The sequence below is a fragment of the Flavobacterium ginsengisoli genome, assembly GCF_029625315.1.
In the GTDB taxonomy this organism is placed as follows: domain Bacteria; phylum Bacteroidota; class Bacteroidia; order Flavobacteriales; family Flavobacteriaceae; genus Flavobacterium; species Flavobacterium ginsengisoli.
In genome coordinates, this window is record NZ_CP121110.1 from 2933153 (window position 1) to 2949798 (window position 16646).

The window sequence follows — 16646 nt, forward strand, 5'->3', positions numbered from 1 at the left end:
CTGCGGGAGACCTTTTATCACAAAGATTTTTTACCCACAGATTACACAGATTTAAAATCCTTTTAATTCGTATAATCTGTGGCTAAAAAAACTTTATTTCACCACCTCAACCCAGAATCCTTTTGTTCTCGCTAAGAATGTATTATCATACATTGCTTCACATTGCAATCCAGGCAAATAATAGTTTCCTAAATACGATGCGTTTAGCAGAATTCGGAAAACTTTAGTTTCTCTGGCTTTCATTCCGAAATAGAAATTTGTTCTATCGTCTCGAATATCAATATAATCGGCGATATTATTTACTGCGTCTCCGTAATCTGTGAAACGAGTATTTACAATTTCGAATCCTGAAGGCAGAATTTGTGATAATGCCACGTTTTGAACACTTTCTCCTCTTTGATTTTTAATTGTAACCTCGGCAACAAATTCAGTTCCCTGATTAATTCTTGAAACATTGATTACACTTCCTTTTCTATTTTTGAAAACTATAGAAGCCGTAACGTCACTTTGAACCGCATTTTCTTGTCCGATTGGCAATATTCCTGTGTTTAATACACGAACATATACCGTATTGGCTTTATTGTTTTTCAATGTAATACTGTTTGTACCAGAAGCAGCAGACAAACTACGATCTGCAACCGATTTACCTGTATTTATTGTCTCACCTTTTCCGTTTTTACTGAATTGGATATTGATTCCTTTTGGGCCATTACTCACTGCAAATTTTGACATTGCATACAAACAATAAGCCGTTGTCTGGGTACTCATCCATTGATTAGCCGACATTTCTTTAGCCAATTTCGTTGCTGTTACAAACGCCTTTTGTTTTTGATCTAATAAAAGCATCGTTTCTAATGCCATTGCTCTATTTCTTTCGCTCGAACCATAATAGTAATAACTGTAGCTATCTGAACTTCCATCAATGCTGGTTTTCAAGAATAAACTTTGTCCCGCCGATTTTTGACCTGCTAAAACATAAGCCGCTGCCAAACGAAGCATACTTTCGTTCGAAATACCTTTTGTTTCTCTCAATCTGTTCATTGCTGATAAATCGGCATTTCCAGCTAAAGCTAAAGTATACAAACGATACGCCTGAGCTAAATCATTTCCATATTTTGGTTCAAATCGCCATTGTTTCGCTTCTTTCTGCTGATAACCTAACCATTTTGATTTGAAATTAATTGGCAATACATACCCTTTTTTCTCTGCTTCGATCAAGAAATGTCCTGCATACGAAGTTCCCCAATCGTCTGCAATTGTATTTCCTTGCCAGTAAGGCATTCCACCATTTGATAATTGGAAATTACCCAATCTTGCAATTCCGGTCGCAATGTTTTTCTGAATCAGATCTTTTCGTTTTGCATCAATATCTGCTACATCGTCTAAATACAATTGTGGGAAAACAGATGAAGTTGTCTGTTCTACACAACCATGTGGGTACTGAATTAAGAATTGCAATCTTCCATTCAAATTCATTGACGGCATTGACGAAACTTCTAATCTTGCTTTATTACTTCCAGCAATTCCAAATGTTTTCCATGAAATTGTTTTAGTGCTATTTGGCGTTAAAACAACATCTGTGAAAGTACTTGTAACTGGATTCGGATTTGTCATATCAATTTCAACATCATAAACCGATTTCTCGCTTCCAGATGTTGCAATTACCTGAACTTTTGCAATTCCAGTAGCAGATCCGACAACCAAATTAAAGTAAGCCATTTTTTCATCTGGCTGTGCAAAATTCAAGCTTTGAACCGCACTTCCCATTACTTTTAATCCATTGCTTGTTTTTACCTGAATTGAAACATTTTTGATCTTGTTTTCAGTTGCAAAAACCGTTACAGGCAACGTTACTTTTTCAGAAGGTGAAATTTTTCTTGGCAACGAAGCCAACACCATCAACGGACTCTTAACTTGTGTTGCTTTTTCTACACTTCCGTAAGCGCTTGTTTTTGCATCGCCTGCCACAACCATTGTTCTAACAGAACCAATGTATTTAGGTAGTTTTAATTGATGTGATTTTGTTTCTCCTTTTTCTAATTTGAATGGTCCGTAATACAATACAACAGGTTTAAAACGGTTAGCTTTTTTAGCTTTTCCACCTCCTAAATCTTGATCTCCACCAATACTGAAAATCTGATTTATTTTTCCGCCATAAGCGCCAATTACATCATCGTAAATGTCCCAAGTTTTTACACCTAAAGCTTCACGAACATAGAAACTATCCCATGCATTTGGTGTTTTAAAGCGAGTTAAATCCAAAAGCCCTTCATCTACAACTGCGATTGTATATGTCATTTCTTTGCCTGATTTCTCACCTACTTTTACTGTAAATGGCTGTTCTGGCCTTAAAACATCTGGCATATTAATCGTTGGCGCCAAAATAGTGTTTTTATCTACAACTTCAACAGGAACAATCCCATACATACGAATTGGCGAATCGTTTTTGGTTGAAGCGTGTGGTCGCAATAATGTAATATTAAAATATACGTTTGGTGCCATTGCACCTGTAATTGGAACCTCAACTTTAGTTTCTCCTTTTTTAGTTTCAGCCCAAATAGTCTGCACTACTCTTGATCCGTTTTCTATTGAAATTAAAGCGCGTCCACCTTCACTTGAAGGGAAAGAAATCTGAGCTTTCTCTCCCACTGCATAATTTTTCTTATCGGTAGAAAAAACTAACATATTAGCAGTTGAAGCGTCTCTATTACGTGTTTTTCCAGACCAGATTGGCCAGTCAATATTTACTGTCAATGAAGCCGCATGACCATCTTGCTGGTCGGCAACACGAATTAAATAACGTCCCCATTCTTCGTCTGTCAAGGCAAATTGAAAACTTCCTTTTCCGCTTGAATCGGTATTGATTACAAAAGTTTTGTACGAAGTAGTTGCATTCGACGAGTTATAATTTGATAAATTATCGCTTGAAGAATCCCACCACCATCTCCAGTCCACTTTGTAAACTCGTACTTCGAGATTATGAACTGATTTTGGCCTTCCGTTTTCATCAACCGTTACTACGTCAAAACGATTGTTTGTTCTCGTTTCGAGCATGCTGTACTTGTTCAGTTCAGGTGTTTTAAGTCCAACGTAGGTTTTGTACGGAGAATAAGTCGTTGACATTACATCTGTACTAAAATCTCCTCCTTCTTCATACACTTTTGTAATAAATGAAGCGCGAAGCATTCCTGGCGCCTGACCCTGTAATCTTGGCTGAATGTTTACCGATGCTTTTCCGTTTTCGTTTAATTTTCCTGAAAAAACATTAATTTCTTCTGTGCTGAATTGACGAGCTAAATCATCAAAAGTATATTTTTCATAACCTTTAAATGTTGTGCTTTGCTGAGAGAATTTAGCCTGCATTTCTACATTCAAATTCTTTGCAATTGCACCGTGAAGCCATGTTACCTCAAGATTGTCTGTATTTGGATAAGATGCCGAAAGTGTTTTTCTGCTAAACGTATTCTTAATTTTTAAACGATTTGGTTTAATCGTCTCAATCTTAATGCTCTTATAGAATTTTGCGCCTCCAACGCTTACCATTGCTTCCCAGTTTCCTGTTGGCGCATCTTGATTGGTTGGAACTACAAAAGCATAATGGTTTAGATCATTTGTTTTTTGAACGGTTTGATAAACTGTTTTACCATTCGGATCGTTTAATCTGAATTTGATTGGATGAGATTTCGGAAGTTTATTCGCAGCATCATTCAAAATAAATGACAGATATAGATTATCTCCCGGACGCCAAACGCCTCTTTCTCCGTAAATAAATCCTTTTAAGCCTTTTTGTAAAGTCTCTCCGGCAACATCAAAATTACTTACTGATAACGAAAGTCCATCGTCCAGTTTCACGTATGTCGACTGATCGCCTAAAGTTACAATTGCGAAATAGGCAAATTTATCCAATTGAAAAGATGCAATACCTTCGCTGCTTGTTGCTTCTGTTGCAATTTTTTGTTGTTGGAAGTTGTATAAATCTACTCTTGCGTTTGAAACTGGCTCAGTTGTAACGATATTGTTTACAGCAAACAAGTACGATTTATTTTCGCCTCTTTTTGCAATAACCCCTAAATCTGAAGCTAAAATATTAGTTGCAATTCTGGCATTATAATAGTAAGAACCTGTACAAGGATCCTGACTTTCTCTCCAGTCGTAATCGTCATAATAATAGTAATCGTCGTAAGAGTTTCCGCTGTAGTTTACATCATTTTCATCCACTTCTTCTTCCTCAGTTTCATCGTCATTTCCTTCTGAAGTTTCACATTTGTAAAGCGAGTATTTCTTTTTTATAAACAAACTCTACTCTGTAAATTACTCCCGGTTCTGGTTTAATGATTTTAGATAAATCTAAAGCATACGTATTCCATTTAGAGAGATTTACGAGCGTACTTTCTTTTAAATTCAGTGTTGTTTTGGCAATTGGCTGGGCGACTTTCTTTAGATTTTGTCCGCCGTTTAATTCATTGTATTGAAGAAATTGCAGAATGTTATTTTTGTAGATTTTGTACACCTTAACATCTACAGCACTCAGATTTACAGCTTCAAAATTTAATTTTAAATTGTTTGAACTTGGCAGAATCGTTCCGTTTTTAATAAAACGAACATTTGGTTTTATCTGATCAAAAGAAATTTTATCAGAATAATTGTTTTCCAGTTTTTTACCATATTGGCTTTCTATTCCTTGAAAAACTTCCAATAATAATTCGCCCGTAACAACTTGTTCTGGTTCTTCGTCTGGCACATATTCAACAGCATCTTCTACAACTGCGGCGGCAGAATCAACTGCTACTGCAGCAGAATCGACTACAACTGCTGCGGAATCTACAGCTACTGCAACTGGTTCTTCTGCAACTACTGTTACAGTCTTTTCTTTTTTAGGTGCATTTTGATTCGTAAAATATACTTTTAGTAAATTTCCTTGTGTAGAAAATTTCAAATTATTGGTATTCTGAATCGAAACCAATCCAGCAAAATCCTGACCTTTTTCTAAAGGCTCGGAGAAATTAATTAAAACCTGCTGATTGTTTCCATCTGGAATTTCAACCTTTATAACTTTAAATTCGTTGATGCTTGTAATCGGAAAATCGATTTGTCCTTTCTGATCGATGTCGAAATCATTTCCGTCATATATAATTTCTAAATTCGAAGCTTCTGACTGGCGTTGTATACTATCTATTATAAAATGAAATTCTTTTCCTGAAGACACATTTTTATCGAACTTAATCTTAAGATCGCTTCCGTTATGTTTAGCTTTAACCAGCTTAATGGCGGTTTCCAAATCAATATTATCTGCAGTCTTTAACGTACAATTTAAATATTGATATTCTTTGCTGTACGACTGCACATCGCCAGTATTGATGGTAAAATCCTGTTTAACGGTTTTAACTGTAAAGTTGAATTTAGAAAGTTCTTTTTCTTTCTCTTTAGGAATGGCTGTCAGTTTATCTAAGTTTAAAGTAACTTGATATTCTGTTCCCATTTTAAGTTTTTTCTCTGGAATAAAAGCTAAAGTATTTGTTGAAAGTGCAATAACTTTTCCGTGAACACTTGGCGAAATATCAAACAAATCGTCGTCTAATTCCTGATTAGGTTTCCAATCGTTTTTATCGAAAGCCAAAACCACGCGAATATCAGAATCTGCAGAAACGATACCGCCAGTAAAACTAGTAATGTAGTCTTTGAATAATGAAAAATCGGAATTGAAATCGGCCGCTGATTTGCGCCCGCAGGATTGAAAAATAAAAAACACAAAAAATACGAGAAATAATCCTTTTGCCTTCACTTTTATCTAGAGTTAATGGTTAACAAATTGAGAATTTAATGCGCTATACCGTTAAAAATTACAACAGCAAAACACGAATTAAATCACGATAAAAGTAACGTATTTTTCGGGTTAATTAAGAAGAAAATTCTCTAATAATGATTATTTAACTTTTGTTGAAGTTTATAAACTACCCTACAAGGTATCTAAAGCTTATTTACGTCTTTCAAGAAAAAAACGTTTCATCAAATCTCGTTGCTTCATTTGCCATTACACCAGAAACAACAGTAGTTTTAGGATGCAGTTTTGTTCCCATATTTAAAAATCCGCGTTGTTCATCGCGTGCACCAAAAACAATCTTTGAAATCTGACTCCAATACAAAGCACCCGCGCACATTTGACAAGGCTCTAGTGTAACATAAAGCGTACAATCTTTTAAATATTTTCCGCCAAGAAAATTAGTCTGCCGCGGTGATGGACTGCATCTCAGCGTGTGCCGTTACATCATTCAGCAATTCGGTCAAATTATGACTTCTTGCAATTACTTTATCAGCCACAACAATTATAGCTCCAACAGGAATCTCGCCTTTTTCGTAAGCGATTTCGGCTTCCTGCAAAGCTTTTTTCATAAAATACTCGTCGGTGAAAGGATTTATCATACTTGCAAAAGTAAAACTTTACTCATTATTTTTACTACATTTAAATTTTGAAATTTGAATATGGAAAGAAAACATAAAATCAGTATACCTGAACCATGCTCTGAAGACTGGAACAAAATGATGCCAAATGAAAATGGCCGTTTCTGCATGAGCTGTTCTAAAACTGTTGTTGATTTTACATCGATGCTTCCTGAAGAGATTCAGCATTATTTCATTCAAAACCAAAACCAAAAAATTTGCGGCAGATTTAGAAAGTCACAATTGGAGACTATTACTATTCAAATTCCGGATCGTGTTTTATATTCTCAAACCCATTATCATAAAATGTTTTTATTGGCATTATTTGTCGCCATGGGAACCACTTTATTCAGTTGTGCCGATACCGAAGGCAATAAAATGAAAATTGATAAAATAGAAGTGGTAACAGACAATGAACCAAAAAATCCTGATCAACCAAACAATGAAGACCGTTTGGTTGAAAAAACACCTCCTGCACCTCATTTATATGCCAACATAGAGCCTATAAAGGCCGTTCCGGAAGGATCTATTGCCTATATCGAACCTCATTACGAAACCATCACTGGCACTCCTGCTATTGAAAATTTTGAAGTATTACCTGCATATCCTGGGGGGCTAGAGAGATTTAGCACATACATTCAAAATGAATTTAAAATTCCTAAAAAAGCCAGACGAATTACAGGAGAAATTGAGGTTTCTTTTGTTGTAAATAAAGCTGGAACTTTAGAACAATTTAAAGTTTTTGACAATATTGGTTATGAAACTGGAGAAGAAATAATTCGAGTTTTAAAAAGTTCAAAAGTAAAATGGATGCCAAGAATAATTAATGGAAAACCTACTCTTGATACTATCAGAATGAATATTGTTGTTCAAAAAGACAGTTTAAACATTGAAAGAAAAAACAGAAAGCTTTCAAAAATAGTCGCAATTAATTTTGTCAAAAAAAATGATAAACTGTCATATAATGAAAATCAGCCTTTATGTGAAAAAAAGTACCACAAGATCTCGCATTAGAAGATGATTCTGTGTTTTATATGGGAGCTGCAATCGAAACAAAAGCAGACTATCCAAGTGGTATTAACGCTTTCTATGAGTTCTTTGCCCAAGAATTTAAAATGCCTGAAGAAGTAGAAAATGCAAAAGATCGCATTATTGTTTCATTTGTAGTAGAAAAAGATGGTTCGTTGGTCGCATTTCAATTTCCAAAAGATATAAATCCTAAATTAGAATCAGAAATAACACGTGTTTTAAATCTGTCACCTAAATGGATTCCTGGTGAACAAAATGGAAAAAGAACAAGAGAAAAAATTAGTTTCCCAATAGTGCTCGAAAAATGGAAATAGTACACAAAATCGAAATACCAAAGCCATGCAATGAAAACTGGGATCAAATGACTCCAACTGAAAATGGGCGTTTCTGTGTAAGCTGTTCTAAAACGGTTATGGATTTCACTTCTATGCTTCCAGAAGAAATTCAGCATTATTTCATTCAAAACCAAAACCAAAAAATTTGCGGAAGGTTTAAACAATCACAGTTAGATCACATTACGATTCAAATTCCTAATCGCGTTTTATATTCGCAGACAAACTACCATAAAATATTTCTTCTCGCTTTGTTTATTGCAATGGGAACCACTTTGTTTAGCTGTGCAGATAAAGAAGGCAACAAGAAAAAAATTGATCAAATTGAAATTGTTGACAATCCAACACAAAATCAAGATGAAGATGTTTCCTCCTGCTATGGGCATCAGATTGAATCTAAAAAAGAAAAAACAAAAATACCAAGAGAAAGAGTCACAATGGGAATGGTAGTTCCTTCTAAACCTATTGAATATTATCGTTTTAAGTATAGCATTATATATAATTCAGTTGATTTGGATATTTTACCTGCTCCAAAAGGCGGAATGAAAAAATTCTATTCTTACTTTGCAAAAAATTACACTGCTTCAAAAAAAGGAGAAATGTCAATCTTATTTGTAGTAGAAAGAGATGGCACTTTAACTAATTTTCAAGTAACCAAAAACGAATCTTCAGAAAATGAAGCAAAAGTTATTAAAGTTTTAGAATCTGGTCCAAAATGGATTCCTGGAAAAACAAACAATGGGGATGTGCGATCAACTTTCATTTTGCCAATTACATTTAAATAATGAAAATTAAACATAAAATAACTATTCATATAAATTGCAAATCATTTTTGCCAACGTTGTATGTAGTTATGGTTCTAGTTCTTTTCGGTTGTCAAAACAAAGAAAACAAACAGCCGGATGCTAAAAACATTGATATTAACAAAGACACTTTGACTACAAAGCCAGATGTTTTAGATACAACTGCAATCAGTACAAAAAAATCAGATCAAGCACCGTCAGATATATCAAAAATTGAGCGACTCAAAATAAGGAAAACTACAACAATAGCATCTAGAGAAGTTGAAGAGAACAAATCATCAAAATCTGATAAAACAAAAAAAGATGATGCTTTGATAGTTGCAAAAACAGTTTCAAATTCTAACGCAGAATTTCCAGGTGGCATTGAACAATTTCATAACTTTTTCATGAAAGAATATAAAAAACCTGAAGAAGTTGAATATTGGAAGCTGAATTTTACGCTTTCATTTGCTGTAGAAAAAAATGGTTCTGTATCATTTCTTGAATGCGCTCCTGCAGTTGAAGAACCTCTCGAAAAAGAAATCATCAGGGTTTTAAGCTTATGCCCTAAATGGCTGCCAGGCGAATCGAATGGAAAAAAAGTGAGAATGCAATATTCTGTGCCCATTTTATTGAAATAAGACTCTAAGAGAAAATTAAATTTAAAACCGTAAATTTGCTTTTTACCTTACAATGAAAAGCGATTTACTTTCCGACATATATAATCCCGCTGATTTACGTCTTTTAAAAGAAGAACAGCTCACCCAAGTTGCCCAAGAACTTCGTCAGTTTATTATTGATATAGTTTCTGTAAAAGAAGGGCATTTGGGAGCAAGTTTAGGCGTTGTAGAACTTACAATAGCGCTTCACTATGTTTTTAATACTCCAAACGATTTATTGGTTTGGGATGTTGGACATCAAGCTTATGGGCATAAAATATTAACTGAAAGAAGAGAAAATTTTGATACCAATAGACAAATTGGAGGTATTTCTGGTTTTCCAAAAAGAAGCGAAAGCATTTATGACACTTTTGGTGTCGGACATTCTTCAACTTCGATTTCTGCAAGCACTCGGAATGGCGATTGCTTCTAAATTAAAAGGCGATTTTGACAAAGAGCATATTGCAGTCATTGGCGATGCATCAATTGCAAGCGGAATGGCGTTTGAAGGTCTTAATCACGCTGGAGTTACAGATGCGAATATTCTCGTTATACTTAATGACAACGCAATTGGAATTGACCCAAGTGTTGGTGCTTTAAAAAAATACCTTACTTCGGTTAAAAACGGAAAAAATCCACGCCAGAACAATATCATTAAATCTTTGAATTTTGATTATTCTGGTCCAATTGACGGTCACGATCTTCCAAAATTAATCAAAGAATTAAATCGTCTCAAAAAGATTAAAGGCCCAAAATTCCTTCATATTGTAACTACAAAAGGAAAAGGATTGCGACAAGCTGAAGAAAATCAGGTAAAATATCACGCTCCAGGAAAATTTGATGCTTCGACGGGAGAAATTCATTTAAAATCGGAAGAAAATCTTCCTCCAAAATATCAGGATGTTTTTGGCTTGACCATTTTAGATTTAGCCAAAAAGAATGAAAAAATAATCGGAATCACACCTGCAATGCCATCTGGAAGTTCATTAAAATTTATGATGGACGAATTTCCAGAACGTGCTTTTGATGTCGGAATTGCAGAACAGCATGCCGTAACGCTTGCTGCAGGAATGGCGACTCAAGGAATGATTGTTTACTGCAATATTTATTCGACATTTTTACAGCGTGCCTACGATCAAGTTATTCATGATGTTGCTTTACAAAATCTACCTGTCATATTTTGCCTCGATCGTGCAGGATTGGTAGGCGAAGATGGTGCAACTCATCATGGCGTTTTTGACATTGCGTATCTGCGTTCGATTCCGAATATGATTATTTATGCTCCATTAAACGAAATTGAACTTCAAAACATCTTGTACACAGTTCAATTAGGAATAGATAATCCAATCGCAATTCGATATCCAAGAGGTCGCGGAGTTCTTCCAAATTGGGAAGTAGAAAATTTCGGACATTACGAAAAAATAAATTGGGGCGAAGCAAAATGCTTAAAAGATGGTACGAAAGTTGCTGTACTGTCGGCCGGAACAATTGGAAATAATGTTATAGAAGCTCTTAAAGAATCGACCCATTCTGATGAGATTGCCCACTATAATTTTAGTTTTATCAAACCATTAGACATCAACACATTAAATACTATTTTCAAAACTTTCCAACACATTATTACAGTCGAAGATGGCGTAAAAAATGGTGGTTTCGGAAGTGCAGTTTTAGAGTTTGCGACATCACATAATTTTAAAAATTCTATAGAAATTTTGGGTGTTCCAGACGAATTTATTGAACATGGAACAGTAAACCAACTGCAACAATTGTGTAAAATTGACGTTAAAAGTTTAATAAATCTTTTTTCTAACGGTTCAAAATAATTATTTTGCGACACCAAAACAAAAATTACCACAATGAAATTATTGCGTTCTACCCTTTTGCTGTTATTGCTTTTGTGTACTTCTAATAACTTTGCCCAGATTATACAAACAACATTAAGTCCAAATCAGGTTCCTAAACCGCCTTCTAACTGGACCCAAAAAAATCAGCTTGGTTTTGACATTTCCGAAATTGCTTTTGTAAACTGGAGTGCCGGGGAACAAGTTCTATTTCAGGTTTGTTTAAAGGAGAATTTGGAAGAACTTATGCAAAGAAAAATCATAAATGGGTTAACGAACTTATTGTAAAATATGGTTTAAACAAGCAAGATGGGACTGAATTAAGAAAAACAGACGACGCTATTCAGTTCAACTCGACTTATGGGTTTAGAAAAGATACTGCATCAAATTGGTATTACTCTTCAAAATTAAATTTCAATACACAATTTACAAACGGTTACAATTATCCAAATACAGACGTTGCAATCTCTAAACCTTTTGCACCAGCCTATATCTTTCTGGGAGCTGGAGCCGAGAATTCTAATAAGCAAAAAAATAGAGTTTTCTATTTCTCTCCAATAACATTAAAAACCACTTTGGTATTAGATCAAGATTTAGCTAACCAAGGTGCATTTGGGGTTAAGAAAGCAACTTATATGACTGATCCTTTAGATCCAAATTCTCAGATTTTGATTGATGAAGGCCAGAAAGTAAAAGCCGAATTTGGTATTCTTTTTACAGCTTATATGAAAAACGAAATTTATAAAAACGTTTTTTACGAAAACAGGCTAAGTTTATATACTGATTATTTGAACAAATTTGGAAATGTCGACATCGATTATGACACGCGTTTAGACCTTGTTGTTAATGCTTATGTGAAAGCAAATATTGGATTTCACTTAATTTATGATGACGACATTAAAACCAAAAAAGATGTTGTTGATCCAGCAACAGGAGCAACTACGCAGGTAAATAACGGACCGAGAATGCAGTTAAGACAAGTTCTTGGTGTAGGTCTTGTTTATGCTTTTCAATAATAAAGAGAAAGATTTATAATTATAAAAAAAGCTTCTTTTAGAATATTTCTGAAAGAAGCTTTTTTTATTTAACGCTTTTTTTGTCCCTGAATCATTTCATACAACTCAAGCGCATTTCCGTCGGTCAGTAATGAAACATAATGGCAAATATGCAATAGACGTTCGTATAAATTGGTTTTCTCTAAATGATGTTTTTCTGGCAACATTTTCAAAATCAACTTATCGTAGTTTGAAGCAGTTCCTTCAAACTTGTTATTAAATGCTGTTATGAATTTATCCAACAGTGTTTGAATAATCTGATAACCCACAATTTCTTTTTCGATCACTTCGCGGCTCTGATAGATTTTCTCAATACTTAATTTGATAATATCATCCATTTGCGCTTTATATTTGCTTTTCTCTGTTAAAGCATATGGAAAGTTTCCTGCAAGAATCGCTTCTTCATTTTCAACAAAAACATTTACAGCATCGTTAATTAAAGTTCCAATCGCTAAAGCTCTTAAATAGCTAATACGATCTTCTTTTGTCGTTAATGATTTGTATTTAGAAACTCCAATATTGTCTTTTACAAGGTTAATCAAATATTCTAGAGCAAAATCTTCAGAAACCAAACCTAAATTGATTCCGTCTTCAAAATCAATAATTGTATAGCAAATATCATCAGCAGCTTCAACCAAATACGCCAAAGGATGTCTTTCAAAACCAATATCATCGCCAGATTTATTGGCAATCATTCCCATATCTTTAGCTACTTCTTCAAAGAATAATTTATCGGTCTGAAAAAAACCGTATTTCTTATCTGAGATGTTATTAGTTGGCTTTTTTGGAAGACTTTCTTTTGGATATTTCATAAAAGCTCCCAGAGTAGCATACGAAATACGAAGTCCGCCTTCAATTCCTGGACGACTTGCCGTTAGAACTGAAAATCCATTTGCATTTCCTTCAAAATCAATTAAATCCTGCCATTGTTTATCTGTAAGCTGATTTCTGTATTTCTGGCCATTTCCTATAGAAAAATACTCGCCAATTGCTTTTTCGCCAGAATGTCCAAAAGGCGGATTCCCGATATCATGCGCCAATGAAGCCGCAGCCACAATTGCTCCAAAATCATTCATATGATAACCGTGAACTTCTTTCAAGTAAGGATATTTTTCAATAATCTTTTTTCCGACCAAACGGCCAAGCGAACGCCCTACAACAGAAACCTCCAAACTATGCGTTAAACGCGTATGAACGAAATCTGTTTTAGAAAGTGGAATAACTTGTGTTTTATCTTGTAAACTTCTAAAAGCGAGCAGAAAATATAATGCGATCATAATCTACTTCAAATCCTAAACGCGTATCATCTTGTTCTACACGTAATCTTTTGCTTGTATCGCCCTGACGTTTTAATGATAAAAGTTGTTCCCAGTTCATTTGATTTTAGATTGTAGATTAAAGATTTTAGATTGATGATCTAAATCTTGATTTTAGACTTCAAAAATACATTTTATTTTAGGATTTTCTTCTGCTTTAAAACTCTAAAGGTGCACTATGTTTGATTTCTCCCAATACAAAAATACTATTCGTATTTGCGATGTTTTCTATAGTAGACAAATTATTCATTACAAAATCCTGATAACTAGCCATATCTTGCACCAAAATCTTAAGCATAAAATCATAATTGCCAGCAATATTGTAGTATTCTATAATTTCTGGAAGCGCAACAATATCTTTTGCAAAATTGCTCCCGAAATTTTTGGCATGTTCTTTTAAACGAACATTGCAAAAAACAGTCATTACGCATTTCAAAGTTGTCGATTTAGAAAAAGCAGGAATTAAAATTATTCAGATTGATGAGGCCGCAATTCGCTAAGGTCTTCCGTTAAGAACCAAGAAAGATGCCGACAGGATTTTCTGTTGCTTTTGTAGCAAAACACTAAAAAAACAATGCATTACAAACTTTGAGATATTACTAATCATAAAAAAAGCACCCCAAATTGGAGTGCTTTCTAAAATTGAATATAAACTTAAGACTAGAAATTTTTAGAAATTCCGATGTTAACCGTTTTTCCAAAATTGAATGAAAAACTATTGTATTTCGTATCATCGTTATCATAGCTTAATGTTTGATATTCTATACCGCCAATACTAAAATTTAAACCGAAGCCTTTTTTCATATTAATAAAAAGAGATGGAGCTAAATTGGTATAGAAACCATCGGCTTTACTATCCGACATAAGCACATTGTTTTGATAATTCTTGTTTGTTCTATTTTGAAAACCGGCTCCTAAATCGGCAAAAACAGAAAAAGTTTCATTTAGCGGAACTGTATAACGAACAAACGCCCCAACTCTTAAATTCTTATACTTCGATTCTGTATCCAAAGCAGTACTTTTTGAAGTTGCTAAAGCAAATTCAGCCCCAACCGTCCAATTTTCGTGAAATTGATACCCCACTTTTGGAGAAAAAGTAAACGAATTCGATTTTCTCTCATCGGCTTGCTGATCAATATTTTCTGAAGTATAACCAACGTTTCCTCCTACTAATACTGTTCCTTTTTGTGCATTTGCATAGCTAACCATAGCCAATGCAAGAATAAGTAGCATTTTTTTCATATGTTATATTTATTAAGATTTCACATACAACAAACAATTAAAATACCAATATAGAATCGTAGTTATTTTCTTAACCATTACTTAAAAACAACTCGCCTTAATCAGCTTAAAAATTAAAATAAGAATAAGAAATGGTTATAAAAAAAGCGCCCCAAATGGAGCGCTTTCTGAAATTGAATGTATAAACTTAAGATTAGAAGTTTTTAGAGATTCCGATATTGAATGTTTTACCGAAATTAAAGTAGAAATTGCTGTAATCTTCTCCATTATCATCAAAACTTAATGTTTCGTATCCTAAACCACCAATGCTGAAGTTAAGACCAAAACCTTTTTTCATGTTGATGAAAAGTGCTGGAGTTACATCTACATAAGCACCATCTCCTTTATATCTTACATAGTTATTTGCATTAGTGTAGATTTTGTTTTTTTCAGTTTGGAAACCAACTCCCATATCTGCAAAAACAGAAAAAGTTTGGCTTAATGATTTTGTATAACGTACAAAACCACCTGTTCTAAATTTGTTGTCTTTACGTTTTACATCTGTATTATCGATATCAGATGTGCTTAGAGAGAATTCTCCTCCAACTGTCCAGTTTTCGTGAAATTGGTAACCTACTTTAGGAGAAAAAGTAAATGTACTTGCTTTATCATCTCTAAATCTGAATTCTGATTTTTCAGAAGTGTATCCGATGTTACCACCTACTAAGATTGTTCCTTTTTGTGCGTTTGCAAAACTGCAGATAGCTAAAGCAGCCATCACTAACATTTTTTTCATGATTTGGGTTTATTTTAATTTTAGCATTCCTTTAACAACAACAGTGCCGTGAATTGCTGACTTTATGTTTTTTTTAAGAACTACTTTAAAAGGCAAAATGTAGCAATCGAAATTATTTCTCGTTACTTTTGTAGCAAATAAAAAGTCAATGTCGATAGAAGTAAACAACATATCAAAAAGTTACGGAACACAAAAAGCATTAAACTCGATTTCATTTTCGATTGAGAAAGGAGAAATTGTTGGATTTTTAGGTCCAAATGGAGCTGGAAAATCTACTTTAATGAAAATTTTGACCACGTATTTATTGGCAGATGAAGGCTCAGCCCTTGTAAACAGTCACGATGTCATGACGGAAGCCAAAGCTGTTCAACGTTCAATTGGGTATTTGCCAGAACACAATCCGTTATATTTGGATTTGTATGTTCGTGAGTATTTGGCATTTAACGCCGATGTTTATAACGTGCCAAAAACAAGAATTGAAGAGGTGATTCAACTGACAGGACTGACACCAGAAAGTCATAAAAAGATTGGACAGCTTTCTAAAGGATACCGCCAGCGCGTTGGATTGGCGAATGCTTTGCTTCATGATCCAGAAGTTTTAATTTTGGACGAGCCAACTACCGGACTGGATCCTAACCAGTTAATGGAGATTCGTAATGTAATTAAAAATGCAGGAAAAAATAAAACTGTTTTTTTATCGACACACATCATGCAAGAAGTCGAAGCAATTTGTGATCGTGTTATAATTATTGACAAAGGACAGATCGTTGCAGACAATAAATTAGACCATTTGGTTGCAACAGACAAAGAGCAAATTATTGAAGTTGAGTTTGATTACAAAGTTGAAGAACAACTTTTGGCTAAACTCGAAAATATCGCTTCGTACATAAATACGCATGACATGACATGGGAACTTACTTTTGTTACAGATAAAGATATGCGACCAGCTATTTTTGACTTTGCCAACGAAAATGGTTTAAAAACTTTACAATTGAATCAGAAAAATAAAAATCTAGAAGCTGTTTTTAGAGAAATTACCAAATAAGTTATCACTGACTTCCCGACTATCGGGACAATTTTAAGTTAAAAAAGGGGTTTGTTTTTAAATAAAACAGACTCCTTTTTTATTTTATTTCTTCTTCTTTTTTCTGCAAATCAGTAAAATAAGGGTTTTTCT

The 16646-nt window shown here is 34.1% G+C and carries 8 protein-coding genes and 6 pseudogenes; 8 read left to right on the forward strand and 6 right to left on the reverse strand.

Translation table 11 applies throughout. From position 1 onward, the window contains the following. Positions 1-93: 93 nt before the first annotated feature. Positions 94-5782, reverse strand: a pseudogene (locus P5P87_RS13670) (alpha-2-macroglobulin family protein). Positions 5783-5974: 192 nt separating this feature from the next. Next, a pseudogene (locus P5P87_RS13675) lies at positions 5975-6420 on the reverse strand (nucleoside deaminase). Between the two features lie 60 nt (positions 6421-6480). Between P5P87_RS13675 and P5P87_RS13680 the strand changes: the two are divergent. From P5P87_RS13680 to P5P87_RS13705, 6 genes and pseudogenes are all read left to right on the forward strand, one after another. After that, positions 6481-7452 (forward strand): energy transducer TonB, encoded by a 972-nt coding sequence (locus tag P5P87_RS13680; protein ID WP_278019645.1) that lies wholly within the window; start codon positions 6481-6483, stop codon positions 7450-7452. A 20-nt stretch (positions 7453-7472) separates the two neighbouring features. Continuing rightward, on the forward strand, positions 7473-7781 hold the full coding sequence (locus P5P87_RS13685; RefSeq protein ID WP_278019646.1) for a hypothetical protein: 309 nt from the start codon (positions 7473-7475) through the stop codon (positions 7779-7781). Continuing rightward, positions 7772-8584 (forward strand): energy transducer TonB, encoded by an 813-nt coding sequence (locus tag P5P87_RS13690; protein WP_233074009.1) that lies wholly within the window; start codon positions 7772-7774, stop codon positions 8582-8584. The genes P5P87_RS13685 and P5P87_RS13690 overlap by 10 nt, the downstream gene beginning before the upstream one ends. Beyond that, the gene (locus tag P5P87_RS13695) at positions 8584-9222 is read left to right on the forward strand and encodes an energy transducer TonB (RefSeq protein WP_278019647.1); all 639 of its coding nucleotides are present in this window, start codon (positions 8584-8586) and stop codon (positions 9220-9222) included. The genes P5P87_RS13690 and P5P87_RS13695 overlap by 1 nt, the downstream gene beginning before the upstream one ends. 52 nt (positions 9223-9274) lie before the next feature. Then, positions 9275-11063 (forward strand): annotated as a pseudogene (locus tag P5P87_RS13700) (1-deoxy-D-xylulose-5-phosphate synthase). A 33-nt stretch (positions 11064-11096) separates the two neighbouring features. After that, positions 11097-12097, forward strand: a pseudogene (locus P5P87_RS13705) (DUF3078 domain-containing protein). Between the two features lie 68 nt (positions 12098-12165). Here P5P87_RS13705 and P5P87_RS13710 read toward each other — a convergent pair. Both P5P87_RS13710 and P5P87_RS13715 read right to left on the reverse strand, forming a co-directional pair. Further along, positions 12166-13513 (reverse strand): annotated as a pseudogene (locus P5P87_RS13710) (deoxyguanosinetriphosphate triphosphohydrolase). Positions 13514-13609: 96 nt separating this feature from the next. After that, the gene (locus P5P87_RS13715; protein ID WP_278019648.1) at positions 13610-13876 is read right to left on the reverse strand and encodes an Lrp/AsnC family transcriptional regulator; all 267 of its coding nucleotides are present in this window, start codon (positions 13874-13876) and stop codon (positions 13610-13612) included. Positions 13877-13886: 10 nt separating this feature from the next. Between P5P87_RS13715 and P5P87_RS13720 the strand changes: the two are divergent. Next, a pseudogene (locus P5P87_RS13720) lies at positions 13887-13949 on the forward strand (hypothetical protein); the annotation flags it as partial. Between the two features lie 163 nt (positions 13950-14112). Here the strand turns inward: P5P87_RS13720 and P5P87_RS13725 are convergent. Further along, entirely contained in the window at positions 14113-14694 is a 582-nt protein-coding gene (locus tag P5P87_RS13725; protein WP_278019650.1) for an outer membrane beta-barrel protein, read from the reverse strand. Between the two features lie 193 nt (positions 14695-14887). Beyond that, positions 14888-15469 carry an outer membrane beta-barrel protein gene (locus P5P87_RS13730; RefSeq protein WP_198854612.1) on the reverse strand — a complete coding sequence of 194 codons (582 nt, stop codon included), beginning with the start codon at positions 15467-15469 and terminating at the stop codon, positions 14888-14890. 148 nt (positions 15470-15617) lie between these two features. Here P5P87_RS13730 and gldA point away from each other — a divergent pair, with 148 nt between their 5' ends. Next, positions 15618-16514 (forward strand): gliding motility-associated ABC transporter ATP-binding subunit GldA, encoded by an 897-nt coding sequence (gldA, locus tag P5P87_RS13735; RefSeq protein ID WP_278019651.1) that lies wholly within the window; start codon positions 15618-15620, stop codon positions 16512-16514. The last annotated feature ends 132 nt before the right edge of the window (positions 16515-16646 follow it).